The organism is Antrihabitans stalagmiti, assembly GCF_016482825.1.
Classification (GTDB): domain Bacteria; phylum Actinomycetota; class Actinomycetes; order Mycobacteriales; family Mycobacteriaceae; genus Antrihabitans; species Antrihabitans stalagmiti.
Genome location: NZ_JAEMNV010000001.1, coordinates 706,279 through 732,091, shown reverse-complemented (window position 1 = coordinate 732,091; position 25,813 = coordinate 706,279). Strand labels below are relative to the sequence as shown.

Annotated in this window: 30 protein-coding genes; 12 read left to right on the top strand and 18 right to left on the bottom strand. The window is 63.4% G+C overall.

What is annotated here, in order from left to right; genetic code table 11:
* Nucleotides 1–61: 61 nt before the first annotated feature.
* Nucleotides 62–484: a hypothetical protein gene (locus tag JGU71_RS03425; RefSeq protein ID WP_199701971.1), complete on the top strand. Its 423-nt coding sequence runs from the start codon at nt 62–64 to the stop codon at nt 482–484.
* A gap of 49 nt (nt 485–533) precedes the next feature.
* Nucleotides 534–1,220 (top strand): TetR/AcrR family transcriptional regulator, encoded by a 687-nt coding sequence (locus JGU71_RS03420; protein ID WP_199701968.1) that lies wholly within the window; start codon nt 534–536, stop codon nt 1,218–1,220.
* A gap of 32 nt (nt 1,221–1,252) precedes the next feature.
* On the opposite strand, the gene JGU71_RS03415 is transcribed toward JGU71_RS03420, so the two are convergent.
* Nucleotides 1,253–2,155: a diacylglycerol kinase catalytic domain-containing protein gene (locus JGU71_RS03415; RefSeq protein WP_199701965.1), complete on the bottom strand. Its 903-nt coding sequence runs from the start codon at nt 2,153–2,155 to the stop codon at nt 1,253–1,255.
* A gap of 1 nt (nt 2,156) precedes the next feature.
* Entirely contained in the window at nt 2,157–3,158 is a 1,002-nt protein-coding gene (locus JGU71_RS03410) for an SPFH domain-containing protein (RefSeq protein WP_199701963.1), read from the bottom strand.
* A gap of 74 nt (nt 3,159–3,232) precedes the next feature.
* Here JGU71_RS03410 and JGU71_RS03405 point away from each other — a divergent pair, with 74 nt between their 5' ends.
* Nucleotides 3,233–3,931, top strand: a complete 699-nt coding sequence (locus JGU71_RS03405) for an NUDIX hydrolase (RefSeq protein ID WP_307829473.1) — start codon at nt 3,233–3,235, stop codon at nt 3,929–3,931.
* A 16-nt stretch (nt 3,932–3,947) separates the two neighbouring features.
* Here the strand turns inward: JGU71_RS03405 and JGU71_RS03400 are convergent, their stop codons facing one another.
* Nucleotides 3,948–4,685, bottom strand: a complete 738-nt coding sequence (locus JGU71_RS03400; RefSeq protein WP_199702852.1) for a serine hydrolase — start codon at nt 4,683–4,685, stop codon at nt 3,948–3,950.
* A gap of 457 nt (nt 4,686–5,142) precedes the next feature.
* On the opposite strand from JGU71_RS03400, the gene JGU71_RS03395 reads away from it, so the two are divergent.
* Nucleotides 5,143–5,634 (top strand): alpha-isopropylmalate synthase regulatory domain-containing protein, encoded by a 492-nt coding sequence (locus tag JGU71_RS03395; RefSeq protein ID WP_199701957.1) that lies wholly within the window; start codon nt 5,143–5,145, stop codon nt 5,632–5,634.
* Here JGU71_RS03395 and JGU71_RS03390 read toward each other — a convergent pair.
* The gene (locus JGU71_RS03390; protein ID WP_199701955.1) at nt 5,626–7,290 is read right to left on the bottom strand and encodes a serine/threonine-protein kinase; all 1,665 of its coding nucleotides are present in this window, start codon (nt 7,288–7,290) and stop codon (nt 5,626–5,628) included. The two genes, JGU71_RS03395 and JGU71_RS03390, sit on opposite strands and share 9 nt — an antisense overlap.
* A gap of 110 nt (nt 7,291–7,400) precedes the next feature.
* Nucleotides 7,401–7,820: a MarR family winged helix-turn-helix transcriptional regulator gene (locus JGU71_RS03385; protein ID WP_199701952.1), complete on the bottom strand. Its 420-nt coding sequence runs from the start codon at nt 7,818–7,820 to the stop codon at nt 7,401–7,403.
* Nucleotides 7,821–7,915: 95 nt separating this feature from the next.
* Here JGU71_RS03385 and JGU71_RS03380 point away from each other — a divergent pair, with 95 nt between their 5' ends.
* Nucleotides 7,916–9,700: an ABC transporter ATP-binding protein gene (locus tag JGU71_RS03380; RefSeq protein WP_199702851.1), complete on the top strand. Its 1,785-nt coding sequence runs from the start codon at nt 7,916–7,918 to the stop codon at nt 9,698–9,700.
* Nucleotides 9,701–9,711: 11 nt separating this feature from the next.
* On the opposite strand, the gene JGU71_RS03375 is transcribed toward JGU71_RS03380, so the two are convergent.
* Nucleotides 9,712–10,101 (bottom strand): DUF1761 domain-containing protein, encoded by a 390-nt coding sequence (locus JGU71_RS03375; protein ID WP_199701940.1) that lies wholly within the window; start codon nt 10,099–10,101, stop codon nt 9,712–9,714.
* 126 nt (nt 10,102–10,227) lie between these two features.
* Between JGU71_RS03375 and JGU71_RS03370 the strand changes: the two genes are divergently transcribed.
* Together JGU71_RS03370 and JGU71_RS03365 are read left to right on the top strand one after the other, a co-directional pair.
* Nucleotides 10,228–10,584, top strand: coding sequence for an ArsR/SmtB family transcription factor (locus tag JGU71_RS03370; protein ID WP_199702850.1), 357 nt, complete (start codon nt 10,228–10,230; stop codon nt 10,582–10,584).
* Nucleotides 10,581–11,222 carry an SRPBCC family protein gene (locus tag JGU71_RS03365; protein WP_199701938.1) on the top strand — a complete coding sequence of 214 codons (642 nt, stop codon included), beginning with the start codon at nt 10,581–10,583 and terminating at the stop codon, nt 11,220–11,222. The genes JGU71_RS03370 and JGU71_RS03365 overlap by 4 nt, the downstream gene beginning before the upstream one ends.
* Nucleotides 11,223–11,233: 11 nt before the next feature.
* Here the strand turns inward: JGU71_RS03365 and JGU71_RS03360 are convergent, their stop codons facing one another.
* Nucleotides 11,234–11,557 (bottom strand): AzlD domain-containing protein, encoded by a 324-nt coding sequence (locus tag JGU71_RS03360; protein WP_199701936.1) that lies wholly within the window; start codon nt 11,555–11,557, stop codon nt 11,234–11,236.
* Nucleotides 11,554–12,237, bottom strand: coding sequence for an AzlC family ABC transporter permease (locus tag JGU71_RS03355; RefSeq protein ID WP_199701933.1), 684 nt, complete (start codon nt 12,235–12,237; stop codon nt 11,554–11,556). Before JGU71_RS03355 ends, JGU71_RS03360 begins: the two co-directional genes overlap by 4 nt.
* Before the next feature lie 53 nt (nt 12,238–12,290).
* Here JGU71_RS03355 and JGU71_RS03350 point away from each other — a divergent pair, with 53 nt between their 5' ends.
* Nucleotides 12,291–12,851 (top strand): helix-turn-helix domain-containing protein, encoded by a 561-nt coding sequence (locus tag JGU71_RS03350; RefSeq protein ID WP_199701930.1) that lies wholly within the window; start codon nt 12,291–12,293, stop codon nt 12,849–12,851.
* 38 nt (nt 12,852–12,889) lie between these two features.
* Here JGU71_RS03350 and JGU71_RS03345 read toward each other — a convergent pair whose 3' ends face one another.
* The 3 genes from JGU71_RS03345 to JGU71_RS03335 form a co-directional block, all read right to left on the bottom strand.
* On the bottom strand, nt 12,890–14,158 hold the full coding sequence (locus JGU71_RS03345) for an RNA polymerase sigma factor (protein ID WP_199701927.1): 1,269 nt from the start codon (nt 14,156–14,158) through the stop codon (nt 12,890–12,892).
* A complete protein-coding gene (locus JGU71_RS03340; RefSeq protein ID WP_199701924.1) occupies nt 14,145–14,492 on the bottom strand; it encodes a YciI family protein in 348 nt (115 codons plus the stop codon). Before JGU71_RS03340 ends, JGU71_RS03345 begins: the two co-directional genes overlap by 14 nt.
* A 152-nt stretch (nt 14,493–14,644) precedes the next feature.
* Nucleotides 14,645–15,316, bottom strand: a complete 672-nt coding sequence (locus tag JGU71_RS03335; RefSeq protein ID WP_199701921.1) for a TetR/AcrR family transcriptional regulator — start codon at nt 15,314–15,316, stop codon at nt 14,645–14,647.
* A 151-nt stretch (nt 15,317–15,467) separates the two neighbouring features.
* On the opposite strand from JGU71_RS03335, the gene JGU71_RS03330 reads away from it, so the two are divergent.
* The 3 genes from JGU71_RS03330 (at nt 15,468) to JGU71_RS03320 (ending at nt 18,817) form a co-directional block, all read left to right on the top strand.
* Nucleotides 15,468–17,063 carry a succinic semialdehyde dehydrogenase gene (locus JGU71_RS03330; protein ID WP_233528591.1) on the top strand — a complete coding sequence of 532 codons (1,596 nt, stop codon included), beginning with the start codon at nt 15,468–15,470 and terminating at the stop codon, nt 17,061–17,063.
* Nucleotides 17,064–17,111: 48 nt separating this feature from the next.
* A complete protein-coding gene (locus JGU71_RS03325) occupies nt 17,112–17,939 on the top strand; it encodes an SDR family oxidoreductase (RefSeq protein WP_199701918.1) in 828 nt (275 codons plus the stop codon).
* Between the two features lie 119 nt (nt 17,940–18,058).
* Nucleotides 18,059–18,817 (top strand): ArsR/SmtB family transcription factor, encoded by a 759-nt coding sequence (locus JGU71_RS03320; protein WP_199702848.1) that lies wholly within the window; start codon nt 18,059–18,061, stop codon nt 18,815–18,817.
* A gap of 24 nt (nt 18,818–18,841) precedes the next feature.
* On the opposite strand, the gene JGU71_RS03315 is transcribed toward JGU71_RS03320, so the two are convergent.
* Genes JGU71_RS03315 through JGU71_RS03290 form a run of 6 tightly spaced genes read right to left on the bottom strand, consistent with a single transcriptional unit; the run spans nt 18,842 to nt 22,798 of the window.
* Nucleotides 18,842–19,504, bottom strand: coding sequence for a hypothetical protein (locus tag JGU71_RS03315; protein WP_199701916.1), 663 nt, complete (start codon nt 19,502–19,504; stop codon nt 18,842–18,844).
* Nucleotides 19,501–20,274, bottom strand: a complete 774-nt coding sequence (locus tag JGU71_RS03310) for a hypothetical protein (protein ID WP_199701913.1) — start codon at nt 20,272–20,274, stop codon at nt 19,501–19,503. Before JGU71_RS03310 ends, JGU71_RS03315 begins: the two co-directional genes overlap by 4 nt.
* Nucleotides 20,274–20,891 (bottom strand): DUF6114 domain-containing protein, encoded by a 618-nt coding sequence (locus tag JGU71_RS03305; RefSeq protein ID WP_199701911.1) that lies wholly within the window; start codon nt 20,889–20,891, stop codon nt 20,274–20,276. The genes JGU71_RS03310 and JGU71_RS03305 overlap by 1 nt, the downstream gene beginning before the upstream one ends.
* The gene (locus JGU71_RS03300; protein ID WP_199701908.1) at nt 20,885–21,730 is read right to left on the bottom strand and encodes a DUF6230 family protein; all 846 of its coding nucleotides are present in this window, start codon (nt 21,728–21,730) and stop codon (nt 20,885–20,887) included. Before JGU71_RS03300 ends, JGU71_RS03305 begins: the two co-directional genes overlap by 7 nt.
* Entirely contained in the window at nt 21,727–22,155 is a 429-nt protein-coding gene (locus tag JGU71_RS03295) for a DUF6114 domain-containing protein (RefSeq protein ID WP_199701905.1), read from the bottom strand. Before JGU71_RS03295 ends, JGU71_RS03300 begins: the two co-directional genes overlap by 4 nt.
* A gap of 10 nt (nt 22,156–22,165) precedes the next feature.
* Nucleotides 22,166–22,798, bottom strand: a complete 633-nt coding sequence (locus tag JGU71_RS03290) for a DUF6230 family protein (protein ID WP_233528590.1) — start codon at nt 22,796–22,798, stop codon at nt 22,166–22,168.
* A gap of 299 nt (nt 22,799–23,097) precedes the next feature.
* Between JGU71_RS03290 and JGU71_RS03285 the strand changes: the two genes are divergently transcribed.
* Complete coding sequence (locus JGU71_RS03285) at nt 23,098–23,895, top strand: putative protein N(5)-glutamine methyltransferase (protein WP_199701901.1); 798 nt, start codon at nt 23,098–23,100, stop codon at nt 23,893–23,895.
* A gap of 1 nt (nt 23,896) precedes the next feature.
* On the opposite strand, the gene JGU71_RS03280 is transcribed toward JGU71_RS03285, so the two are convergent.
* Entirely contained in the window at nt 23,897–25,771 is a 1,875-nt protein-coding gene (locus JGU71_RS03280; protein ID WP_199701899.1) for a Na+/H+ antiporter, read from the bottom strand.
* Between the last annotated feature and the right edge of the window lie 42 nt (nt 25,772–25,813).

Here is a 25,813-nt window from a genome sequence, read left to right as displayed (position 1 = left end):
ACATGTTCAAATAGCTGCTACGCTAATTGAACATGTTCAAGTTGCGTTCGAAGGAGATCCGATGGACACCATCACCATCACCTATGCCGTCTACGTCGCTGTCAGTGCTGCGCTGACGTTCTTCGTCGCACGCCTGCTCTACCGCAACGGGGGATCCTTCCTCGTCAAGGCATTCGACGGTGACCAAGAAACGGCAGCCGCCGTCAACCATCTGCTTGTCGTCGGGTTCTGGTTGATCAACGTCGGCTACATAGCCCTTGTGCTTCGCATCGACGGTGACGTCACCACCGCGCGAGCGGCGTTCGAAGCACTGGCAGGCAAGCTCGGCGCAGTTACTCTCGGCCTCGGTGTGCTGCATTTCGGCAATCTCGTCGTGCTGGCACGGCTGCGTCGCGGTCGCAAGCTGCCTCAGGAACCGCAATACCTGCAGCGGCCGATGGTCCCGGTGCCGTATGGGCCCGTACCCCCCGCGCCCGCGCACTGAACCAGCGCGGTGCCACGGTGACGCGGTGAGGTCGGGGCAAGATGTGGGTGTGACCAACCCGGCCGAACCGTCCACCGCTCGTGGTGAAGAAACCCGACAGCGGATCGTCGACGTAGCCCTTCGCCTGTTCGAGGAGAAGGGCTACGCCAAGACGACGATGCGAGCGGTCGCGTCGGAAGCGGGCGTCAGCCTCGGCAACGCCTATTACTACTTCTCGTCCAAGGATCAACTGGTCCAGGGCTTCTATGTACGGATGCAGAATCTGCACGAAGAGGCCGTGCGCGGTCGGCTCGGGCCGACGACCTCACTGGCTCAGCGATGGCTACTCACCGAGAACCTGTTTCTCGACGTCGCCGAGCCGTATCACCAGTTCGCAGGCAAGTTCTTCGCCATCGCCGCCGAACCGACCAGCCCACTGAGTCCGTTCAGTGAGGAGAGCCGAGAGGCCCGCGAAGCCTCGACCGCGATCATGCGCAGTGTCGTCGAGGGCAGTGTCATCAAAGCGGACAAAAGGTTGCTTGCCGAGCTACCCGAGTTGCTGTGGCTCGCGCACATGGGTGTCGTGCTGTTCTGGGTACACGACTCCAGCCCTGGCCAAGCCCGAACCAGGCTCCTCGTCCGGCGCGTAGCCCCCTTGCTCGAGCGGATCATCTCGTTGTCTCGGCTCCCGGTCCTGCGGTCCAATCTGCACCAGCTGCTCGATCTGATTGCCGACCTCGGCCCTTCGGGCTCGTGAGTCCTTTCGGAGGGCCCGCCCTCCGAAAAGACTCACGAGCGGCGTAGCCGCCCAACGATTTTCAGCCGATTCGCTGCGGTGGACACAACGACGTGTTGACCCCACGACACGGTGAGGGTGTCCGATTCGATGCCGTCGCCGAACAACACCAGATCGGACTCGGCCACTATCGTCAACTCCTCGCCCGCGCCGATCAGGCCTTCGGTCAGATCGGCTCCGGTTGCGGGGGAGGGCCACGCCTCCCGCGCAAACCAGCACAGCGTTTCTGCCTCGGGTGCGGGCAAGTGCAACGAGCTGGCCCGCTCCAACCACACGGATCGGCACCAGCCCGTCGCGCCGGTGCCCGACCCGACAAGGACGCCCGACGACGAATGACGTTCCTCGCGACCGTCCGGCGTGCGAATGCGGTAGCGCGCCGATTGATGCGACGGATGCCCGACGTAGATCTCGTTGAGTGCGCGCAACGATTGCCCGTCGTCGAGCCGTGCCTGAACCATGGTCCGCCCTGTCGACTTCGCCGGATCTGCAGCTGCTGCAAGGGCTTTTCGAACATCGCCGGGCTGGTGAGCGACGAGAACGCCGGGATTGCGCTCGCGATCCGGGTTGACGCCGACGACGGGTTGGGCGTCGAGATACTTGGCGACGTTCGCGACCAACCCGTCCTGTCCGACGGCGACAACGACATCCTCGGGTCCGAATACGAAGCGGCTCAGATCTTTACGCTCGACCTGCCCGCGTCGCCAATCGATCGGCACCGCGGACGACACGCGTGCGAGCGCCGAGTGGGTCGCGTTGTGCCGGGCTTCGACCTCGTCGAGCGTTCTGCCACGCGTCTCGAGGAAGAACGCTGCCTGTGCCCTCGTGCCGTGGCTGCTGAGCAGTTCGTCGAATTCGGTTGTGCGGTAGACGATCACCGCGCGCGGAGGCAGTGCCATGTCAGGTCCCCGCTGTGGCGAGACGACTCAGTAGCGCAGTGACGAGATCTGGCGTGACGTTGACAGTGCCGATTTCCGGCAGATTGCCTGCCAGCTTCTCCATTGCCAGAGCCAGGAGGATGTGTGTGTCGACATCGCGATAGGCGGCCAACCGTGCCGTTTCGATGTCTGCTGCCGCAAGTCCGACAACTCGGGTCGAGTCTGCCTCGGCGTCGGCGAGCAGTCGTTGCTGCGCGGCCTTCGCTTCGGTGTGAACCTGGTTCGCAGCAACCGCTTCCGTTGCGCGTCGCCGCTCGTTCTGTCCCTTCTGCGCAACCAATTGCTCTTCACGTCTGGCGAGTTCGATCTGGTTCTGCAATTCGTTCTCCGCGATGGCACGTTCACGTTCGACTGCAAGGGCACGCCGTTCGAAGGTGGCCTTGTCGGAGTCCTGCTGCACCTGCTCGCGCATCGGGGTCTGCAGCGCGCGTTCGACATCGGGTTCGGCGCGCACTGCGACGACGCGAATGTCGATTATTGCCAGACCCGTATCGACGATGCGCTGATCGTTGCCGAGTCCGCGGGCAATTCGTTCCCTGACCGACGCCATTCCTTCCGCTAGGGCCTGTGGCAACGTCATTCGCGCGACGAGATCGAGGGCGTGCTGCTGCGCCAGTTCGGTCAGCAGTCCGCCGACCTGTTCGAGCGGGCGTGCACGCCATGCGCCGGTGTCGGGGTCGATGCTGAAATCGATTCTGGCAGCGGCGATTGCGGGATCTGCCACCCGGTAGGTGATGGTGGCTTGCACGGTGACGTCCTGGAAGTCGACGGTGCGCGCGTGGAAGAGCAGCGGTTGTTCGCGGTCGTCGACGGGAATCTCGCTCACGGCCGCGTTGAGCGGCCGGAACCAGAAGGCCTGCCCGGTGCCGTCGTGCGCGAGTCGCGCCCTGTTCAGATGGCGGATGTGTGCGGTCGGGTTGGCCCGCAGGTGTCGCAGGAACCAGAACTTCGTGATGTCGGCCATAACCACTCCTTTTCGTCAACATGACGATAACTGGCTTCGTGACTTATCGTCAAGTCGACGATTATGATGTGGCTGTGTCCAATCGATTGCGTCCGACCGCCGCTGTTGCCGTCGACCTCGTTGTCCTGACGATCGAGCAGAACCGTCTCGTTGTGCTCGCGGTTCGTAGGGGAGTAGAGCCGTTTCGGGGTCGGCGAGCGTTGCCTGGCGGCTTCGTGCTCGACGACGAAGATCTGCTGCAGGCCGCAGCGCGCGAGCTTCAGGAAGAGACCGGTGTGCGCTCGTCCGACGTCCACCTCGAGCAGTTGGCGACTTACGGCGCACCCGACCGTGACCCGCGGGGGCGGGTCGTGACGACCGCATACCTAGCGCTGACGCCGACGCTGACTGATCCGGTTGCCGGAAGTGACGCTGCCGCAGTCGAATTGCTGACCGTTTCCGATGTGCTCGCCCAGCCTGACGCGTTGGCGTTCGATCACCATCGCATCCTCACCGACGGCGTCGAGCGAGCCCGCAACAAGCTGGAGTACACCCCGCTGGCCGCGGCCTTCTGCGCTGCGGAGTTCACTATCGCCGAGCTGCGACGGGTGTACGAAACGGTATGGGGGACAACGCTCGACCCGCGCAACTTTCACCGCAAAGTCACGACGACACCGGGCTTCGTCGAACCGAGCGGTTCGACGACGACACGCGACGGCGGTCGGCCTGCGCGGCTCTACGTCCGCGGCGACGCGCGGACTCTGCATCCGGCGATGCTGCGACCACGGGGCTGACCGAAACCGCCCGCGGTCAGGATCTGCCTTCGAACAACAACTGGGCGACACGCGAATCCGTCTCGGTTCCGTCGTCGAAGCTGCCTTCGCCGTTGAGCGAGTTCATGATTGCCAGGGTGTACCGCTGCCCGGGTCCCGCGAATCCGACGGAGTTGATGACCCAACCTGTCGATTCCTCCGACCACCCGTCCTTGTTGCCCGGCGCCGCTGCGCGACCAGCACCCCAGACGCCCCACTGCTGATTGGGGTCGACCCGTTGCATTTCGCCGACGATGTACGCGGTGTCGGCCGGGTCCATGCGGGTGAGGACGTAGTTGATGAGGCGATCCAGGTCTTCCGGAGTGCACTGTTGGAAGCCCCAATAAGGGAAATATTCGATGAAGCCGTCGTATGGGACCAGATCGAGCATTCCGTACGTCGGAAAGTTGTTGTTGAACGTGAGGTGATCATCGCCTGCGTAGCGAAACCACAGGCCGTCGGCGGCCTCGTCGTCCGATGAATGCAGCATTCGTTGCATCTCGTCGCGATCTTCGTCGGTCAGCGTGATGGAGCCTGCGCGATTACGGGTGAGCAGGTCGACGACCATGGCCAGCTTGATCGTGGATGCGGTCCACACAGGCGTATCGGCGCCGTCGTTACGGTAGGACGCTCCGGTCACCCGATCTCCGACGACGTAGCCGACCGTGCCCGGACGGGTCGCGATGTAGGCGTTGGCAGCTGAAATTCGTTGCTGCATATCGCAATCGAGCTTCATCGCCGACGCGAGGCAGGGCGCGGGCGCGGCCACCGGACCGCCGGGTGGGGGCGGTGCAGCTACCTCGGTCGGCGTTGGTGCCGGGTGCGACGTGGTGGGTGTCGTCGCCGCAGTGGAGAGAGCAGTCGAAGGAAGAGACGTTGCAGGTAGAGATGTCGTAGCCGCATCCTCGCGGGTCGGGATCGTGCAGCCGCCGACGCCTATCGCAGTGAGGAGCGCAACTGCACAGAGCAGCCATCGAGGCGTCGACATGGTTCTAGTTTGCCAGCGGCACACGCGGCACACGCGGCGTACCGCGACGGTGCGGTTGCGTGTCGGCCGTGGCTTCTCTACTGTCTTCGGTTATGAAGCGCGTGCTCGTAGTACACCGCCGTAGCGGGGTCTGATTCGGACCGACCCCCGCTGCGGGTCGTTGTGCTACCTACCGGTCCTTCCTTCATCTCGGAAGACCACCACGATGAACACCATCACACGCTTTTCCACCGCATCCTCGGATCCGTTCACCGATCGTTTTTCCACCCCGCTACCGCGTGCGCTGCGCGCCGAATCGGCGGGACTGACCTGGAACGACTTTCTCGAGCGCTACAGCCCGATCGCCGGTCGGCTTCGTCTTGCCGGATGGACCGTCGACCCCCGATCGACCGGACTGCGCGACTACGAGGCGACGCTGGACATCGACGGCCGCAGCCGCTGCACGCGAGTCAGTGCTCCGGGCCCGATTGCGGCGTTGAGTTCGATCCTCTACGACGCCGGTTGTGGCGTCGAGGTGCTGTCGTTTCACCAGCAGAGCGTCGCGGAGGGTACGGCGACCTTCGTCTATTGCGAACACAACGGTCGACGGCACTGGGCGATGGCAATTGCCGCGGACGGTGTCGAGTCGGCGTTGCGCGCGATCATCGCAGGTGTGAATATCCTCGTCGCGAATCAGGGCTGCAGGCGGTCAGCGTGACGCGTACTCGACCATCGGCTCCGATGCCACGATCGTGCCGTTCTGAACGATCGTCAGCGACGAGGAGTCGATGCGGTACTGCGTGCCGTCGGTTTTGTTGACGACGACGAACCCCGCGCCTACCTGCTGCGGATCGTCGAGGGCAATGCTGGCTCCATCGCTGGATCGAACGCCCTTGTAGTACATCCGGCCGACACCGGTTCTGCACACCACGACGGTCGAACTGGGGGTCCGGCCTATTGCCAAGGCTTGATTCGTGTCGTTGCAGCGGGCGCCGGACACGTCGACGAAGCCTTGGTCGTCCGCTCCCGAGACCGAGCCCGACAGCGGCGGCAACGCTTGTGTCGTCGGGGTCCGCGGGGCGGTGGTGGTCGGCCGATCTGTCGAATCCGGTTGCGTCGCAGGCTCGGTCGTCTCCGGCGGGGGAGTGGCCGCACTGGTAGCTGTCGTCGCGTTGTCGTCCTTCGACGTCTGCGTCACCGCGAACCAGGCTCCTGCGCCGAGCAGGGCAACGACCGCGACCGCGAGAAGTGTGAGCAGAACCGGCCGGATGTTGGAGTTGCGCGACGGTGGCACCGGTGGCGGCGGGTACGACGTGATGGGATTCGGCGTCATCGGACCTGGCGCGGGCCCATAGCTCTGCGGCGCGGGCGTAGGCCAGAACTGTTGCGGCGCGGGAGTGTTCACCCGGGTCGGCGGTGTCGGGTCAGGTCGAGGGGCAGGTCGCGGCGCAGGCCGAGAGGTCCGCGTGCGGTCGTCGGTGAAGTTGACGGTGGTTGCGTCGCCGGATCGATCGACGATTTCGCTGGCGGTGTACCGATCGGGGTTGCTCAAGGCGTCGTAGGCGGCACGTGACAGTTCGCCTGCGCTGCGATACCGGTCGATCGGTTCCTTCGCCATTCCGCGCGCGATCACTTCGTCGAAGGCGATCGGGATTCCGTGCCGCGCTCGGCTCGGCACGGGAGGTCGGCCGACGACGTGCGCTCTGATCAGCTGATTGACACTCGTTCCGCCGAAAGCCTTTGATCCGGTGAGGCATTCGTAGAGCACACATGCCAGCGAGTACACATCGGCGCTGGAGGTGGTCGGCAGGTCGTCGAAACGCTCGGGCGCCATGTAGGCATACGAGCCGATGGTCTCGCCGAGAGACGTGAGCTTGGAATCGTTGTCGGAGCGGACGATTCCGAAGTCGACGAGATAGGCGAAGTCGTCGCCGGTGATCAGGATGTTCTCGGGCTTCACGTCACGATGAATCAGGTTGTCCGCGTGGGCAGCATCCAATGCTGCGGCGATCTGGCCGACGATCGCGACGGCACGAGCAGGCGAAAGGGGTCCGGTCTGCCGCAGGAGCGAGCGTAGATCCTGACCGCGGACCAACCGCATGTCGATGTAGAGGACACCGTCGATTTCGCCCCAGTCGTGAATCGGGATGACGTGTGGTTCCTGCAACCGCGCCGCGGAATGCGATTCGCGGCGGAACCGCTCCTGGTAGGTCGGATCTTTGCCAAGGTCTTCGAACAGGATCTTCACTGCGACGGTGCGATCTTTCACCGTGTCGTACGCCTCGTAGACCTCGCCCATCCCGCCCTTGCCGAGCAGTGTCCGCAGTTCGTACGGACCGAACCGTGAGCCGACGCGTGACTCCCGTGAGCCCATTCTCCCAAGCCTCCTCCGAAACGTCACAAGCATCGCCGTCTCGTCGACGGGATGATCTGTCGGTCAACCGTATCGTCGGCACCCGCGCCGCACCGACCGGCAGACACGGGCTAGTGCAGCAGCTTTCCGAGGATGCGGGTCAGGTGCTCGCGATCCGACTCGTCGAGAGCGCCGAAGAACGCCTCTGCCTCGGCGTCTCGTGCGTCCTGAATTGCCGCTGCCGTGCTGGTTCCTGCGGCGGTCAGCGCTACCAGTGTGGCCCGTCGGTCCGCGGGGTCCTGCACCCGTTCGACGAGGCCGCGGTCTTCCAATGCGTCGACGACCTCGGTCGTCGAGCGTGCTGCGATATGTAGGTGATCGGTGAGGTCGCGCAGTCGCATCGTCCCGTGCCGCGCCAACACGCCGAGCGCGCGGGCCTGCGACGGCGCGATGTCCCACGGTGTCAACGTTTCACGCCAGGCATGCCGCAGCCGGCGGGTGACACCCCAGAACAATTCCGACAGTGCGGGTTTGCCACGGTCTTCGGCCATGGGGAATAGCGTAACAAAATTTGCTGTTGTTCCCTCATGTTGAGGTAACCTCAGCATATCTTCTTCGAAAGGGGTGGAACTTGGACACGGACATAATGCAATCCGGTGGCCCCGGTCGGCGCAGAACTGTCAGCGCCGACGAAAAGCAGCAGGCGCGCGACGTATCGCTGCGCCGAATCTGGAGACTTTTCGTTCCCTACCGATGGTCGCTCGGCGTCGTCGTCGGCATCATCGTCGCGTCGTCGATCGTCGCGATGGCCTCACCGTTCCTGTTGCGCGCCGTCATCGATCAAGCGCTGCCGAAACAGAACGTTCCGCTGTTGACCTGGCTGGTGGCCGGAATGGTGGCCGTTGCTGCAGTGACGTCGGTCCTCGGTGTCGTGCAGACCTGGATCAGCACGAAGATCGGTCAACAGGTGATGCACGCCCTACGGACAGATGTATTCGCGCACCTGCAGCGCCAGTCGATCGCCTTCTTCACCCGCACCCGGACCGGTGAGGTCCAATCACGAATCACCAACGACATCGGCGGCATGCAATCGGTGGTGACGTCGACGGCAAGTTCGGTCGCGTCCAATCTGACGACGGCCATTGCCACCGCCGTCGCGATGGCCGCACTGTCCTGGCGGATGTCGCTCATCTCTCTGGTCGTCATGCCGCCGGCGATCTACTTGACGCGCAAGGTCGCACAGATGCGTCGCGCCATCACGGCCGCGCGCCAGCGTGAACTGTCCGACCTCAACGTGACGATCGAGGAGGGACTGTCGATCAGCGGGGTGCAGCTGAGCAAGACGATGGGAACTGCAGGCACACTCATCGATCGCTTCACGGCATCGTCGACTCGCCTGATCGATCTCGAACTGCGCTCGGAACTGGCCGGACGATGGCGAATGGCGTCGATGAGCATCATCTTCGCGGCCATTCCCGCGATCATCTACCTCGGCGCCGGGCTGCCGATGACCGCAGGCACGATGACGATCGGTACCTTGGTCGCCTTCACGGCACTGCAGGCAGGACTCTTCCGACCACTGATGGGTCTGTTGAATGTCGGTGTGGCACTGACCAGCTCACTCGCTTTGTTCGCACGGATCTTCGAGTACCTCGACCTGCCCATCGACGTGGACGATCCGGCCGATCCTGTTGTGGTCGACCCGGCTCGAATGTCGGGTCACGTTCGCATCGATGCGGTGACGTTCGCCTATCCGGGTAGCGACACGGCCGCACTGGTCGACGTCGACATCGACGTTCCAGCAGGCACCACACTCGCCATCGTCGGGGAGACCGGATCGGGTAAAAGTACCCTCGCCGCCTTGGTTGCACGCCTGTACGACCCTGCGAGTGGACGCGTGACGATCGACGGCGTCGACGTTCGCGACATGAAGCTGACCGATCTGTCCGCCATCGTCGGCGTGGTGAGCCAGGAAACTTATCTCCTGCACACAACGGTTCGCGAGAACCTGCGCTACGCGAAACCCGATGCAACCGACGAGCAGATCGAGGCAGCCGCCCGTGCTGCGCAACTGCACGACTTCATCGTCGATCTTCCGGACGGCTACGACACGATGGTCGGATCCCGGGGTCACAGGTTCTCCGGCGGCGAGCAGCAGCGCATCGCTATCGCGCGGACGCTGCTGCGAAATCCTCGGGTGCTCGTCCTCGACGAGGCGACGAGCGCGCTCGACACCGAGACCGAACGCGCCGTACAGCAGGCTTTCGACCGGTTGTCCCGCGGTCGGACGACGATCACCATCGCGCACCGGCTTTCGACCGTTCGCGACGCAGATCGTATTGTCGTTCTCGATCACGGCCGCATCGTCGAAACCGGTGATCACGACACGTTGATCGGTGCGAACGGCCGTTACGCGGCCTTCGCCGCGTAGTTCGACGGCCTTCAGGTCCACACGCCGACTATCACGCCGATGACCAGCAATTTGATCAGCCAGTCACCGGCGTGAAGTGCGGCGAGTCGCCAGGATGTGTTCTCCCACAACATCGCGCCGCTCCACAGCATGGCGGGGAAGCCGACCCACAGCACCAGCCCGAACACCGCGCCGCGGTTCCAGGTATCGATCCCCATCTCGTGAGCGAGGTAGGCGATCACGTAGGCCAGCACGAGACTGCGGACGAATTCGACAGGCGGCTTCCATGCTGCCGGTGCAACATCGGCGGCCGCGGGACTTGCCTGCTGCCATACCTTCGCCAACACGGCGTAGTACACCGATGCCAAGACGAATACGACTGCAGCGGATACGAGTACAGCCCAATAGTTGACGTCGGTCATGTCGAGATCTCCTTCGTGGTCGGCGCCTTGCTTGTTCGGAGGGGACGTCGAGACGATGCGACGTAGCTCGACATCCTTTGATTATCATTCTTGACTTATATAAGAAGATACTGATACAACATGGTTGTGCACGCATTCGACATCCTCGGCGATCCCGTTCGGCGCAGGATTCTCGAACTGCTTGCCGACGGCGAGGCGACATCGGGTGCGATTTCCGATGCTGTGCGTGCCGAGTTCGGTATCAGTCAGCCTGCAGTATCTCAACACCTGAAGGTGTTGCGCGAGGCCGGATTCGCGACCGTACGTGCAGTGGGCACACGGCGGATCTACGCCGTCGATGCCGGTCCGATGCGCGACGTCGATGCCTGGCTCGACCGCTTTCGCGGCTTCTGGACACCCCGGCTCGACGCGTTGGGTACCGAACTCGCGCGCGGTAAACGTGAACGACGACTTCGTGATTCTCGAGGAGAGGACATCTCATGATCGACGTGACCCACCAGATCAGCGCCGTACAACGTCGCGTAGGCGCTCGAACACTCGAGGCGGGGGAGGCGCGAGTAACGGTGATCAGTCAGGTCTACGACGCGACCGTCGACGACGTATGGGACGCATGTACCAACGTGGAGCGGATACCGCGATGGTTCCTGCCGATCACGGGAGACCTGGTGCAGGGAGGTAGGTACCAACTCGAGGGCAATGCGAGCGGAACGATCCAAACCTGTACGCCGCCCACCGGATTCAGCGCAACCTGGGAATACGGTGGCGACGTCAGCTGGATCGAAGTGCGACTGAGCCCCGAAAGCAGCGAACGGACCCGGTTCGAGCTCGAGCACATCGCTCACGTCGGCGACGACATCTGGGCGCAGTTCGGCCCGTCGGCGGTCGGAATCGGTTGGGACCTCAGCCTGCTTGGGTTGGCAGGCCATCTGCATCCGGGGGCCGCAGTCTTGCCGAGCGAGAGCGCGGAGTGGCTCGCGACGGCAGAGGGGCTGCGATTCATGACACTCAGCAATCAGGATTGGTATCAGGCGAACGTCGCGGCTGGTACTCCGGAAGACGTCGCGGCGCTCGCAGCCGAGCGGGCGCTCGCGGCGTATACCGCGGGCGAGGATCCAGCGTGACGTCCGTGATGTCAGGGTATGCCGACTAGTCGCAACCCCGCGGCCGTCGCGGCGGCAGCAATCACGACTAGCACGAAAGGTGCTTTGCGCCAAGCAAGTACGCCGCCCACGGCGACTCCGGCCGGCCGCGCGATACCGACGAAGTCGTGACCGTCGACGAGGGCGGCTGTTGCGACGAGTGCGGTGAGCAGTACCACGGCCGCGGTCGCCATCAACTTTTCGCTACTCGGTGAAATGCGCACACGCGACCGCAGCGCCGGCCCGGCGAATCGAAAGCCGAAAGTCCCTGCGCCCAAGACGAACGTCGCGGCGATCAGGGAAGTCGAGCTGGTCATGACACAGTCTTTCGTTGGGTCGAGTATCCGACGAGTACACCTGCGAGCGCCAGCAGAACCGGAACGCCGGCAGGTAGGAAAGGTGTTGTCGCGAGGGCGATCACGCCGCCCGCAAGCCCGGCACGTCGCGTAGCAGGATCGCGCAACGACGGCAGGATCAGCGCAAGCAGCACGGCGGGGAAGGCGGCGTCGAGACCGAACGCGTCGGTGTCTCCGACCGCGGATCCGCCGATTGCACCGACAACGACTCCGAGGTTCCAGCAGATGAAGAGCCCGATACCGGTCAGCCAGTAGGTTGCTCTGCGCTTGGCGCGGTCTCGTTGGGCAAGAGTGAACGCCACCGACTCGTCGATCATCAGGTGTGCGCCGATCACCTTCTCGCTCCATCGATCCCCGATGACGTCGCCGATGGCGAAACCGAACGGTAGGTGGCGGGCGTTGACAAGGATGCCTGCCGCGACGGCAGCGATCGGATTGCCCCCTGCGGCAACGATTCCGATGAACATGAACTGCGCTGCGCCGGCGAACACGATGACCGACAACAGCATCGGCAACCAGATCGGGAAGCCGGCGCCCACTGCGATCGCCCCGAACGAGATGCCGACGATGCCGTCGGCGAGGCACACCAGACCGACGTCGCGGGCTTGGCTTCTATCCAATGTTCGCCATATCGAACGCATAGCTGTATATATTGAACACGGAGAAGGTGTTCGTCAACCCGCAAAGGACTGTCATGGATCGCAACACTGGTGCGCCCCTCGCTGTCATTGCAGCGTCGCTGCAGCGGGAACGCAAACGCGCCGGGCTCTCGCTCGCCGAAGTTGCGCGTCGGGCTGGAATCGCGAAATCGACGCTGTCGCAACTGGAGTCGGGTACGGGCAATCCCAGTGTCGAAACCCTGTGGGCGTTGAGCGTGACGTTGGACGTCCCATTCGCGCGGTTGGTCGAACCGCCGACTCCGAGAGTTCAGGTGATTCGCGCGGGGGAGGGACCCGCTGTCGCATCGGAACAGTCCGACTACATCGCGACGCTCCTAGCCTCGTGCCCGCCCAACGCCCGCCGAGACCTGTATCTGATCACCGCGCAGCCTGGTACACCCCGTGAGTCTGATCCGCACATGCCCGGCGTGGTCGAGCACGTCGTCATCAGCAGCGGACGCGCCGTTGTCGGTCCTGCTACCGACCCGATCGAACTCGGTCCGGGTGACTACATCGCCTACCCCGGCGACTTGGCCCACGTGTTCAAGGCGCTGGAATCCGACACCGTCGCCGTGATGATCTCGGAGCATGTCTGACCGATGCAGTCGTTTCGACCGACTCGGAACACGACGTCTCATCGTGAGCCGCCAGCTTCGAGCACGAGCGCGCTGCGCCGCTCGATCAGAAATTGTCTCTCGGACGAATTGGACACCCGCGCCAGCGCCGAATCGTATTCGGCAGCAGCGTCGTTCGTGCGGCCGAGGCGCACGAGCAACGCTGCACGAATCGAATGGAACAGATAGAAATCGTCCAGGTCGAGGGCGTCGATCGACTCGAGCGCGACCTGCGGACCGTCCACCTCGGCGACGGCGACCGCACGATTCAACGCCACGACATCGTTGGGTGCGATGGCAAGCAGTTGGTCGTACAGCGCGAGGATCTGCCACCAGTCTGTTGCAGCGGAGGATGGTGCGTCCGTGTGTACGGCGTTGATCGCAGCCTGAATCTGATACGGCCCCGGACTATTTCGCTGCAAACATGCGCGAACAAGCGCCTGCCCCTCCTCGATCGACCGCGTGTTCCAGCGGGTGCGGTCTTGGTCGGCGAGCAGGACGATGGCGCCGTCGCTCGTCGTCCTGGCTTCCCGGCGGGCATCGATCAGCAACATCATCGCAAGGAGTCCAACGACCTCCGGCTCGTCTGGCAGCAGAGCCACGAGAACTCTACCGAGGCGGATCGCCTCGCCGCACAGGTCCGCCCTGACGAGTGAATCTCCCGAACTCGCCTTGAACCCCTCGTTGAAGACGAGGTAGACGACGGCCAGTACCGATCGCAGCCGGTCGTCGATGTCGGCCTCGTCGGGGATCCGAAAAGGGATCCTGGCATCTCGAATCTTGTTCTTGGCTCGCACGATTCGTTGCGCCATCGTCGATTCGGGAACAAGAAATGCTCGTGCGATCTCGGCTGTGCCGAGGCCGCAGAGCAACCGCAGGGTCAGTGCGACGCGAACATCGGGACCGAGCGCAGGGTGGCAGCAGGTGAAGATCAGTCGAAGCCTGTCGTCACCCACGGCACCCTCCTCAGCGGGTTCGTCATCGGCGTGAAGCAACGCCGCCTTCTCGTATCGATCCAGTCGTGACGATTCGCGACGCAAGCGGTCTATTGCGCTGTTGCGGGCGGTGGTGATGATCCATCCTGCGGGACTCGGCGGCAGACCTGTGGACGGCCAACGTCGAACCGCCGCGACGAACGCCTCCTGCACGGCTTCCTCGGCGATATCGATGTCTCCGAACGTGCCGACCAGAACCGAGACCGCTCGCCCGTGCTCGGCACGAAACACCGCCTCGATGTCGCGGTGTGACGCCACCGGCGCGGGCGTCTCGGCTGCGTCAGCGTTCGCCATGAAATGGCCGGACTTCGATGGGAAGCGTTGTCGCGGCGGCCAATTTGGTGGCCCAGCTCAAGGCTGCATCGAGATCGGGGGCATCGACGATAGTGAAACCGCCGAGGTGTTCTTTCCCCTCGACATAGGGTCCGTCGGTGATCAGTGGCCCCGACTCCTTGTGGCGCACCACCGTTGCCGACGCCGCCGGATGCAATCCGCCGGCGAACACCCACGATCCCGCAGCGCGCATCTCGTCGTTGAGGACGTCCAGCTTGCGTGAGATCTCGTCGAGCACTGCTGGGTCGGGTGTCGGTCCGTCGGGTTGATAGACGCTGAGTAGGTACTGAACCATGATCGCGATCCTCCTCCGTATGCCCGGCCCTGTGCCGGGTTCATCTTCTATACGAACGAGAATCGGCAAAATCGACACGAGGGCGCTGCGCGCCTCGTGAGTCTTTTTGGAGGGCGGGCGCGCCGAAAAGACGCACGAGCGGCGGAGCCGCCTCAGTTTTCGGTACGGAACACCCCCGGAACCGACAGGGCTCGCAGCAGATCGTCGGGTTGGCCGAGGGTGGCAATCGCGATGCGAATCATCGTCGACCGCGCACGTTCGACCGTTGCGGGATCGGAATTGTCGGTGGAGGACACGCGGTAGACCAGGTAGGCACACGAATTGAGCAGCGCGTCCAAGTCGAGCGGGTCGGGCAGCGGCCGACCGAGTTCGACGATCTTCTTGGTGACCAATCGGCTGATGGTGTCGATAGCCACTTCGCGGTGTTGTGAGACGGGGGAGGCGGCGTCGTATAGCTCACCGAACAGCGGGCGCAGCATCGGTCCGTGCGCGCGCGCCCAATCGAGGTACGCGTCGATGACCGAGATCGCCATGGCCACTTCGTTCTCGGCCGACTCGATTGCAAAGGTAGCGCGGTCGATCAACGCGTCGTCGGATTCCGACAGCAGCACGTGCAGCGGCTCCTCGGCGTTCGCGAAATAGCGGTAGAACGTCGGACGAGCGATCTGCGCCTGTTCGATGATCAGCGCGACGCTCGAACCGTGCGACCCGACCCGCGTGAACACCTCGCCGGTGGCAGCGACGATATGAGCTCGCACGCGCTCGGCTTCTTCGGCGGTCTGCGGCGGGCGCCCGCGACGAGCACCCGAAACCTTGACATCCATGGCACCTCCGTGATTAAACTAACATCACTGTTAGCTGAACAGCAATGTTCGAGAAATACGTTCGGAAACGAACTGAACACATCCCAGCGACGGGTGCAGCTCCACCGCACCACATGTCCACCCGCAGTGCAGTCCAACGAAGGGCCTCGAATTGACCACCGTGATCCCACAGCCCACCGGCACCGACAGTTCGACCAGCTCGGAGCGGGCGCTTCCCGCAGAACTGGTGAAGCGATTGGCGGCACGGGCCGTCGCTGGGGGTGCGCCTTCGGTCGAGGTTGCCGCACCGGCCACCGGTAGCAAGATCGTCGATCTTCCGCAGTCGTCGATCGAGGACATCGACAAGGCATTCGCAACCGCACGCATCGCGCAGCGGGAATGGGCCGCACGCCCGATCAGCGAGCGCACGGCGATCTTCAAGCGTTTCCACGATCTGATCCTCAGCGAGCAGTCCGAGATCCTCGACATCCTCCAGATCGAGACGGGCAAGGCACGCACGCACGCGTTCGACGAGGTCGGCGATGTTGCGATCAACGCGCGGTACTACGCGAACGCGTCGAAGTCGCTGCTCGAATCGCGTGGACGCAACGGTCTCCTGCTGTTCCTCACACAGGTGAACGAGATCAAGCGTCCCAAGGGCGTCGTCACGATCATCTCCCCGTGGAACTACCCGCTCGCGCTCTCGGCGTCGGATGCGATTCCCGCGCTCATCGCAGGCAACGCCGTCATTTCGCGGCCCGACAACCAGACCGCACTGACCGCGCTGTGGGCCAACGAGCTCGCCGAGCGCGCTGGTCTACCCGCCGGCGTCTGGCAGGTTGTCCTCGGACGCGGTTCCAACATCGGTGGCGAGCTGATCTCGCGCGCGGACTATGTCGACTACACAGGCTCGACGGCGACCGGACGCCACATCGCCGCACAGGCAGCAAGCCGACTTATCGGATACTCGCTCGAGCTCGGCGGCAAGAACCCGATGCTCGTTCTCGCCGACGCGGACATCAAGAAGTCGGCCGAAGGCGCGATCCGGGCATGCTTCAGCTCCGCCGGTCAGCTCTGCGAGTCGATGGAACGTATCTACGTCCACACCGAGGCTTACGACGCATTCGTCAAGGCGTTCCTTGCCGAGGTTGCCAAGATGGAACTCGGTGCCGACCTCGCCTACAACAGCGACATGGGCTCGCTGACGTTCGATCGTCAGCTCACAGCGGTCAGCGCGCACGTCGAGGACGCAAGGGCGAAGGGTGCGACGGTACTTGCGGGCGGCAAGGCACGTCCCGATCTCGGCCCGTACTTCTACGAGCCGACCGTTCTCGCCGATGTCACGCCCGAGATGTCTGTCTACCGTGACGAGACGTTCGGTCCGGTTGTTTCGATCTACCGCGTCGACAGCGACGACGAAGCAATCGAGCAGGCCAACGACACGTCCTACGGTCTCAACGCCTGCATCTTCACCCGCGACACATCGCGTGGCCGTACGATCGCCGCGCAACTCAACTCGGGCGCGGTGAACATCAACGAAGGCTTCATCGCAGCGTGGGGAAGCGTCGATGCACCGTCCGGCGGCCTCGGCGATTCGGGTACGGGTCGCAGGCACGGGTCCGAAGGCATCCTCAAGTACGTCGACTCGCAGACGATCGCAGCCCAGCACCTCCTTCCGGTTGCTCCGCTGCCCGGTATGTCGGACGAAACCTGGGCACAGACGATGACATTCGCGTTGCGCGCCATGCGTTTCCTCGGCGTGAAATAGCCGACTCAGCAGACCACCTACTCCTCGCAAACGATCGGATCCAGCTACATGAAGACTGTCGAAAACAAGACCGTGCTCGTCACCGGCGGTGCCATGGGACTCGGCAAACTGTTCGCCACGCGAGCGGTCGAAGAAAAGGCCGCGGCCGTCGTGCTGTGGGACATCAACGAAGAGGCCTTGAAGGCAACCGCCGCCGAACTCGAAGCTGCGGGCGGCACGATCCACACCTACAAGGTCGACGTGTCGTCGGCCGATTCGATCGCCGAGGCGGCGAAGTCGGTACGTGAAAACGTCGGCACCGTCGACGTGTTGTTCAACAACGCGGGCATCGTCCGTGGCAACAAATACTTCTGGGAGACCGAGAACCGCAAGGACATCGAGCAGACCGTTGCGATCAACTCGCTCGGGCCCATGTACGTTGCGCTCGAGTTCCTGCCCGGCATGATCGCGTCGGGCGCTGAGTCGCGCGTCGTGAACATCGCGTCCTCGGCCGGGTTGGTCGCCAACCCACGTATGGCCGTGTACGCGGCATCGAAGTGGGCAGCTGTCGGTTGGTCGGACTCGGTGCGCCTCGAGCTCGAGCAGGCGGGCCACGACCACATCAGAATCACGACGGTCTGCCCGACCTACATCAACACCGGGATGTTCGACGGTACGAAGAAGATCTTCCTGACGCCGGTGTTGGAGCAGGAAGCCGTGGTCAACGACACCTGGTCCGAGATGATCAAGGGTGGACCGTTCCTGATCCTCCCGTGGACCTCACGCCTCAACAAGTTCCTCGGCGGCGTGCTGCCGGTGAAGCTTCGCGACATGTTCCTCAGCGGCGTCGGTGTGTACAGCTCGATGGAAGACTTCAAGGGGCACGACAAGAAGTAGCCCAGCTCGACATTCGAAAGTAAGCGCCCGGCCAGCTGGCCGGGCGCTTACTTTTTTGCAGCTTGTGCCGATTGACAGGCAGGTAAATGCCTGCATAAAGTGCGGTAGTGGGATCAGATATGGACGAGGTCTTCAAAGCGCTCGCCGACCGCACCCGCCGTGGGCTGCTCGATCGCTTGCGCGAACGCAACGGTCAAACCCTCGGGGAGCTGTGCGACGGGCTCGGAATGGCAAGGCAGTCGGCGACGCAACATCTCGGCGTGCTGATCCAGGCCAATCTGATCAGCACGGTCAGGCGTGGGCGGGAAAAGCTGCACTACCTCAATCCCGTTCCGCTGCAAGAGATTCAGGAACGATGGATCGACAAGTTCGAGCGGCCGCGACTGCGCCTGCTCGCCGGTCTCAAACAACGAGCGGAGCAAGACATGGCAGACAAACCGTCACATGTGTACGTGATCTACATCGAAAGCACACCCGAGGTGGTGTGGCGTGCGCTGACAGACGCCGACATCACCGCCCAGTACTGGGGGCACAGCAACGTCTCGGACTGGCAGGCCGGCTCGAGTTGGGAACACAGCCGAACGGACGGGTCGGGAACGGTCGACGTAATCGGATCCATCGTGGAAAGCTCACCGCCGAATCGGCTTGTCTTCACGTGGGCCGACCCCGACAACCCAACCCCCGACAACACCTCGCGGGTCACGTTCGACATCGTGGGCCACGATGCAATCGTGCGGCTCACCGTGACGCACGAGGACCTCGCGGACGCCGCCGATCGCGCCCGTGCCGCCAGCGGTTGGGCGGCAGTTCTGTCCAATCTGAAGTCGTTGCTGGAGACCGGACACCCACTGCCGCGAGAACCGTGGAAGGTGTCCTGAACAGCCCGAAGATCTCGCCGAACGTCAGCCCGGCGCCGGGCAATTGGCGTCGCCCATAACCATTCTGGCGTCGAGGCTGATGTCGGCAGGTAGCTCGAGCAGGCCGCCGGACAACACGGTCGCGGTCGCGTTCTGCAGTACGACACTCTGTGCTTCGAGCCCGAACTCGCTCGTCGATGCACCTGCGGCAGGGGGAACACCCGGAATGACGATGTCCGCGGGATTTTTGTTCACGAAGGTCGTTCCCTGCGCCTGCAGGAAGGCTTTCGCATCGAAAACGTCGAGCGTCAATCCGTTGACTTCGATCTCCGAGGTCGCCGGATCCTGGTCGCCGGCGAACAGCAGCAACGTCACCGTCTGTCCGAACAACGTCGCCTTTTCCGTGAGGCAAACGCCGTTCGCGAAACCGTGCCCGATGAGGAACGTTGCGACCCACTCGCTGGAGGGCGCACCGTTGAAGTCCTTGGTCGGAACGTTTCGGACGATCGCAGCGACCTGATCGGTCCGCAGACCGTCGACAGCGAGGTCGCCACGACTCGAGGTCGCCACGTACGACGCTCCGAGCGCGCCGTTGAACGCGCTGACGGCCATCCCGGTCACAGCCGCGAATCCGGCGACCATCGCGATACTTGCTCGGCCCCAACGGGTTCGGTAGGCGGTGTCGTCCGGGTTGGTAGGAGTACTCATCCGGTCACCACCGCCACATCTGCGAGGGGTGCGGTGATGGACGGTTTACCAGGGTCTGTCGTCACCTTCAGGGCAACGGCATAGACATCCAGATTCGCTACAGGGAGGGTTCGCGGCAGTGGGACGCCGTAATCGATCAGCACGCCGAGCACAGGCAGCAGCGAGGTCAGTGGCAGGCACGGCCCGAACTTTCCGAGCGGGCGATCCCTGAATTGAGCAAAGACGTCCGCAATCGCTGCGAGCAGCGAGTCGAGGCGACCGCCGAACACGCCTGCGTAACCGATCACGACCGAGTACAACGTCTCGGGCGTCACACACAGCTCGAGGGATTTCACGTCGAGCCACAGATCGACGATCGAACCTTGATCGTTGCCTGCGACAGCCGCTGTAGTCAGATCGCTGCCGTTCGGATTCTTGATCACGAACTTGTGATCGCCGCGGTCATGGCTGATCTCGACATCGTCCAACTCGATCCGATCGACCCGAAGATACGTCGTAGGCACCGAGAACGACCCGTCCGCCAACCGAAGTACTTGGTTGACAACGGCTTTCTGCAGTCCGACGACGCGAGCGGTCGGGGCAATGATTCGAGCGGGCACGGTGGACGGGACAAACCCGACCGACTCGGGGGGCGGCGGGGGAGCGTTGCGGAAGCCCAAGGCCGACGCGACGTTTCCAGGACCGTACGCCGACATCGCGATCAGGAGCGAAATACCGATCAACGTCACCAAGCGTCGCACGCGGGTTTGCGCCGATGACTTGGCGCCCATCATCCGGTCGGCTCGGTCGTCTTGGGTTCGGACACGGCAGTGGCGTCCGTTGCGGCCATCGGCTTCGTCAGATCGACAACAGCTTTCGGCTCGTCGGTGACAGCGGGGGCTGCATCGGCTTCGGTCTTCGGCGCAGTCTTCGACCGCCGTGGCTTCGTCGGTCCCCAGCTCAGCGTCATCGCGCTGCCGATGATTCCGAACACCATTCCGATGAACAGGCCACCGAGGTTCGAGATGACGAAGGACACGATGGCAAGTAGCAGCCCGATGAGTCCCGCGAAGAATCGCTGGCTCGGTGAAATCCATGCCGCGACGCCGCACACGATCAGTCCGCCACCGGCAAGCCAACCGCCGAAACCGGTCAGGCCTGCCGAGAACATGATGTGAAATTCCACCATCGACAGCCGCAGGATCAACCAACCGCCGATCAGCATCCACAGCCCACCCCAGAACGGGCGACTGCGGCGGAAGCCGCGGAACCACAGTCGTGCACTGTGCACGTGTGGTCGTGCGGATGCCACCAGCGCAGCTACTCGTCCCGGCTTGGCGGATTCTTCACGGGCTGCTTCTTCGCGCGCGCCCGAATCCGCGGCCGCGTGCTCGTCGACGCTCAGCAAGTTGTCACCTCACCGGGTTTGATCGACGCTTCGAAGACAGGGGCTTCCAGCGACCCGAGGATGCTCGCGCCGTAGGCGGTACCCGTGACGTCGTTCAGAACGGCAGTACCTTCGCTCGCGTCGAGGCCGAACCCGCCCGGCTGACCGCCGAGGGACTGACCGTTGACCGAGATGTCGTCGGCGGACTTGCCGATGAGGGCGTTGGTGAGCTTGACACCCTTCGCCTGCAAGCCTGTGACATCGAACTGCACGTTGGCGCCGGACGCCTTCTGCTCGTTCTTCGGCGCGCTGATGACGACCGAGTAGGTGACGCCGAGCATCGACTGCCGTGCGATCAGGCACACACCGTCGATGCTGCCGGACCCGAGCACTGCGTGCAGGATCGCCGTCGGCTCGGTCGAGCCGTCCGGGTTCTTGACGTTCGCCTGCGCCATGACGATGCCGAGTCCCTGCGCGTCCACACTGCCGATGGCAAGGGTGACCGGCTGGTTCGCGACGTTGAAGTTCGCCGCGAGCGCTCCTTGACTGATTGCACTGCCGAGGCCCGCGACGATGGCGAGCGACGGAACCATGACGAGCGCGCCGCGACCCCAGCGAGTTCCCTTGGTCGCGTCACCATCCGCTTCGGCAATGATCTGGCTGTTCCAGGATGAAACGGTGTCGGTTGCGCGCCCGCGCGCTCGCAGCGCCAGCTTCGACGCCGATTCGCCGATATCTCTTGCGAGATTGTGAATCGTCGATTTCATGCTGTTGGATCCTTCCGACGTCTGCGGTTCGAGCAGTCGATCTTCGAGTGGCTTGCCGTGAGGTTCGTGGTCGGGTTCGGTTCTCGATGTCATCGGACCTTCTCCACTGTCGGTTCGGCGCTCGCGCCTGATTCGGAGCCGTCACCCGATACGGATGCATCCGCATCGGCGGCATCTCCCGGCGCCCATCCGAAGGCCAGGCAACCGCCGATGATGCCTGCCATCATGCCGACGATGAACCCGCCGAGATTCGATACCGGAAACGAGACGAGCGAGACGATCACAGCGATGAGTGCCGCAGCCCGGCGATGGCTCTGCTTGAACCAGATGGTCAACCCCATCGCGATCAGCAGCACGGCGCAGACATAACCTCCGATTCCGCCGATTCCGAGATGGATGATCTCGGTGACCGGTCCGAGCGGGAACCAACCGATCACAGCTCCGGCGAAAATGATGAAAAGTCCGCCCCAGAAAGGTCTCGACCACCGGAATTGTCTGAAACGCTCGATAAGTTTCATCATCACACCGCTAGTAACATTCGCCATGCTCGGTGCCGCGACCGCGACCGATCTTGGGAATGCCGATGCCGTTGAGCTTTGCTGTACCGGAGATCGTTGCACCCTTCGCTGTCGCCTGTAGTTGCGCCATTCGGACGACGCCGGGCGCATCGATTCCGATGGAACCAGGGGTACCGCCCGAAATTCCGTCGAGATCGGACGCGTCCTTGTTGATGGCGACCGGATCCTTGACGTTGCTGCCGTCTTTAGCCGGTGCGTTGCCGTCCGACGTCGCGGCATTGAGCGCGACACCTTTGATTGCCATCAATTCGGCAGCAGCCTGTAAATCCTTCACCGTTGCTTCGCCATCGGTGTTGATTTGCAACGTGTTCGTCCCGATCAGCGGAAATGTCAGTACCAACGAAATGCAGATTCCGTCGGCCAACTCGGCTTCGGGGATGGCAGCCATCAAAACGGGTGCATGTGACCCGTCCTTCATCTCGATCGTGGACGGATACGCCGAAAGGCCCTGTGTCGCAACGGCTGCACCATTGGATGCCAATTTGAAATCCTGACCTGACAACGCCAGATTCAATGGCAGCACACCCTGAATTGTCATAACCGTCAGCGCACCAACGCCGAGTAGGGCGGGGATGAAGAGCATAAGGCTCTGCCGCCATCGTGTATGACCACGATCAGCCTTTTGCATTGGTTGCCCTCAAGAAGTCGCCGAGATTTTGGTTAACGTACCGCATCGTCCGTTCGGGTCGACGCGAATGACCGAAACGTGAGGTACCAGCAATCTCTCGCTGCTGAGGCCTACGGCTGTATCGTGGCCCTGTCCCGAGAGAACAAGGAGGTGAGACCCATAAACGCAAGTTCACCCGTGGTGCTCACCGGCCTCGACGATTATCGCCGATAGCTGACCGGCGAGCACCCAACGGCATATTCCGAAAGGTGTTCATGTCAGATCTTGTTCCCGCACTGCACAGTTCGTTGGACGCCACCGTTGCCGCGCTACGTGCCGCAGGCTGCGTGTTCGCCGAGGACGAAGCCCGATTGCTACGCGCCGCAGCGCGCGACTCAGCCGCTCTCGCGGCGACGACCCAGCGACGAGTATCCGGCGAACCCCTCGAACATATTCTCGGTTGGGCGGAGTTCTGCGGTCGCAGGATCGGGGTGACACGGGGTGTGTTCGTACCACGTCGACGAACCGAACTACTCGTGACCGAAGCCGTCGCGGTTACCCGGCAGCACTCCGTCGTCGTGGATCTCTGCTGCGGATCGGGGGCCGTCGGCGCAGCATTGCGGGCCGAGTCGGCCGGTATCGACCTCTACGCCACCGACATCGACGCTGCCGCTGTGTCGTGTGCACGCCTGAACATCGAGGACGCACACGTCTACGAGGGCGACCTGTTCGCACCGCTGCCGTCGACACTGCGCGGCCGCGTCGATGTGCTGCTGGCCAATGCGCCCTACGTGCCGACCGGTGCGATCGACACCATGCCGCCCGAGGCTCGAATGCACGAACCGCTGATCGCACTCGACGGTGGCTCCGACGGACTCGACATCGGTCGCCGAGTCGTGAACGAGGCACCACGCTGGCTCGTTCCCGGCGGTCGCCTCTTCATCGAAACGAGCGAGCGTCAGGCGCAGGAATTGGCGGCGGTGTTCGTCCGCTGCGGATTTGTTGCTCGAGTCGTGCGATCCGAAACGTTGGCTGCAACGATCGTGGCAGGCACACTGACCGACCGCAGCTGACCTACCCCAGGATGTTGTCGATGTAGCACCAGCGCCACGCTTCGCCTGGCTCGACGCTGCGCATCACCGGATGGCGAGAGGACCGAAAATGGCCGGTCGCATGGTTGCCGACCGACGACTCGCAGCATGCAATATGCCCGCACGACAGACACATTCGCAGATGGACCCAGGTAAGTCCCTCGTCGACGCATTCCTGACAGATACCGGGACGATCCGGCACGCACACAGCCGGAGCCTCGTCCAAGTGCTCGCAGCCACCCTTGACGGCGGCCGTGAGGCGTTCCTGCTGCAGGTCGTCTTCGGCTTCGTCCAGACGATCGATCATCGACTCCTCCAGGTCGAGAACGCCCATCACAACCTGCAGCACCTCGTGGTCGAGGGTCCCGGCATCGCGTACCCCGAGCACCGCTTCGCGCTCGGCCTGCAACATCTTCAGGCGTAGCCTGCGGTACTCCTCGCTCGGCGTCATCTTGTCGGACTCGGTCGGACCGAGTCGCTCCCACGACGCGTTGGTCCGCTGGGCGAGTCGACTGCGCAGGCTGTCGATGATCTGCGGCGAGGTGTCGGGGGTCGTATGCGCATCCAACGCGGCGAGGCCGGCGTCGGCGGCAAGTTGCAACAGACCTGCTTGCTGCAACGCGTCTTCGGCACGTGACGGTCCGCGCAGTTTCAGCAGGCCGACCAGCCACGGCAACGACGTGCCCTGCACCAATAGGGTGCCGCCGACGACGACAAGGGCGATGAGCTTGAGAACATCCAACTCGGGTGTCGTATCGGGCAGCAGGAGCACCGCAGCCAGCGTTACGACGCCACGCATTCCCGCCCACGATGTCACGACGATCGCCTGCCAGGCGGGTGCGGTTTCGGCGGCGCGAATGCTCGGTACCAACAGTCGTGGCAGATAGGTCGCGGGGAAGATCCACAACGGCCGTGCCAGGACGACGGCAAGAAGTACACCGATACAGGCTGCGACGATGCGGCCGTGGTCGACGCCGCTGTGCCAGGCGTCGTCGACGATCACACGGACCTGCAGACCGATGATGAGAAAGACTGTGCTCTCGAGAATGAACTGGATCGTCTGCCAGTTGGTCCGCTCCGCGATTCTCGACGCTGCGCTCTGCCAGACGGGCGCGCCGTGACCGAGTATCAAACCGCAGGTCACGACCGCGATCACGCCGGACGCGTGCACTTTCTCGGCGGGCAGGTACGCCGCAAACGGAGCGATGAACGACAGCGAGGTGTCGAGCACGGGATCGGTGATACGGCGCCGCAGCATCGAGAGTGCGATCGCGATGACGATGCCGATCGCGGCGCCGCCACCTGCGGCGATGACGAAGTCGCCACCCGCTTCGAAGATGCTGACGGAACCGCCGATCGCGCCGATGGCGGTTCGGAGCGCGACGAGTGCGGTCGCGTCGTTGAACAGCGACTCGCCCTCGAGGATCGTGACGATGCGACGCGGCATTCCGATACGCCGTGCGACCGCTGTTGCCGCGACGGCGTCGGGCGGGGCGACGACGGCACCGAGTGCGACCGCGACGGCAAAGGGGATCGGGAGGATCAGCCAGACGACGATGGCGACCACGAACGTACTGAAGAGGACAAGCCCCACGGAGAGCAACGCGATCGCTCGACGATTCGCTTTGAAGTCCACGAGCGAGGTCTTGATCGCTGCGGTGTAGAGCAGCGGCGGCAGTAGCCCGAGCAGGATCCATTCCGGTTCGACGTCGATGTCAGGGATGAACCACAGGTACGACCCGATGACGCCTGCCACGGTCAGGACGAGCGGTTCCGACACACCGAAGCGCCGTGCCGCAGCGGCAAGAGACACACTCGCACCGACAAGCAGAACGAGACCGAGAGCAATGTTCACCATCGCATCGTGCCAGTAGTTCTCACGATGTGTCGGTGGGGACTG

Coding starts and splice junctions, on each gene's coding strand:
- JGU71_RS03315 (WP_199701916.1), bottom strand. CDS start 19,504: ATGAGTACTCCTACCAACCCGGACGACACCGCCTACCGAACCCGTTGG.
- JGU71_RS03380 (WP_199702851.1), top strand. CDS start 7,916: ATGCAATCCGGTGGCCCCGGTCGGCGCAGAACTGTCAGCGCCGACGAA.
- JGU71_RS03360 (WP_199701936.1), bottom strand. CDS start 11,557: ATGACCAGCTCGACTTCCCTGATCGCCGCGACGTTCGTCTTGGGCGCA.
- JGU71_RS03300 (WP_199701908.1), bottom strand. CDS start 21,730: ATGACATCGAGAACCGAACCCGACCACGAACCTCACGGCAAGCCACTC.
- JGU71_RS03320 (WP_199702848.1), top strand. CDS start 18,059: ATGGACGAGGTCTTCAAAGCGCTCGCCGACCGCACCCGCCGTGGGCTG.
- JGU71_RS03385 (WP_199701952.1), bottom strand. CDS start 7,820: ATGGCCGAAGACCGTGGCAAACCCGCACTGTCGGAATTGTTCTGGGGT.
- JGU71_RS03285 (WP_199701901.1), top strand. CDS start 23,098: ATGTCAGATCTTGTTCCCGCACTGCACAGTTCGTTGGACGCCACCGTT.
- JGU71_RS03410 (WP_199701963.1), bottom strand. CDS start 3,158: ATGGCCGACATCACGAAGTTCTGGTTCCTGCGACACCTGCGGGCCAAC.
- JGU71_RS03325 (WP_199701918.1), top strand. CDS start 17,112: ATGAAGACTGTCGAAAACAAGACCGTGCTCGTCACCGGCGGTGCCATG.
- JGU71_RS03335 (WP_199701921.1), bottom strand. CDS start 15,316: ATGGATGTCAAGGTTTCGGGTGCTCGTCGCGGGCGCCCGCCGCAGACC.
- JGU71_RS03395 (WP_199701957.1), top strand. CDS start 5,143: ATGAACACCATCACACGCTTTTCCACCGCATCCTCGGATCCGTTCACC.
- JGU71_RS03345 (WP_199701927.1), bottom strand. CDS start 14,158: ATGGCGAACGCTGACGCAGCCGAGACGCCCGCGCCGGTGGCGTCACAC.
- JGU71_RS03415 (WP_199701965.1), bottom strand. CDS start 2,155: ATGGCACTGCCTCCGCGCGCGGTGATCGTCTACCGCACAACCGAATTC.
- JGU71_RS03390 (WP_199701955.1), bottom strand. CDS start 7,290: ATGGGCTCACGGGAGTCACGCGTCGGCTCACGGTTCGGTCCGTACGAA.
- JGU71_RS03310 (WP_199701913.1), bottom strand. CDS start 20,274: ATGGGCGCCAAGTCATCGGCGCAAACCCGCGTGCGACGCTTGGTGACG.
- JGU71_RS03355 (WP_199701933.1), bottom strand. CDS start 12,237: ATGCGTTCGATATGGCGAACATTGGATAGAAGCCAAGCCCGCGACGTC.
- JGU71_RS03425 (WP_199701971.1), top strand. CDS start 62: ATGGACACCATCACCATCACCTATGCCGTCTACGTCGCTGTCAGTGCT.
- JGU71_RS03290 (WP_233528590.1), bottom strand. CDS start 22,798: ATGCTCTTCATCCCCGCCCTACTCGGCGTTGGTGCGCTGACGGTTATG.
- JGU71_RS03350 (WP_199701930.1), top strand. CDS start 12,291: ATGGATCGCAACACTGGTGCGCCCCTCGCTGTCATTGCAGCGTCGCTG.
- JGU71_RS03340 (WP_199701924.1), bottom strand. CDS start 14,492: ATGGTTCAGTACCTACTCAGCGTCTATCAACCCGACGGACCGACACCC.
- JGU71_RS03295 (WP_199701905.1), bottom strand. CDS start 22,155: ATGAAACTTATCGAGCGTTTCAGACAATTCCGGTGGTCGAGACCTTTC.
- JGU71_RS03400 (WP_199702852.1), bottom strand. CDS start 4,685: ATGAAGCTCGATTGCGATATGCAGCAACGAATTTCAGCTGCCAACGCC.
- JGU71_RS03365 (WP_199701938.1), top strand. CDS start 10,581: ATGATCGACGTGACCCACCAGATCAGCGCCGTACAACGTCGCGTAGGC.
- JGU71_RS03280 (WP_199701899.1), bottom strand. CDS start 25,771: ATGGTGAACATTGCTCTCGGTCTCGTTCTGCTTGTCGGTGCGAGTGTG.
- JGU71_RS03375 (WP_199701940.1), bottom strand. CDS start 10,101: ATGACCGACGTCAACTATTGGGCTGTACTCGTATCCGCTGCAGTCGTA.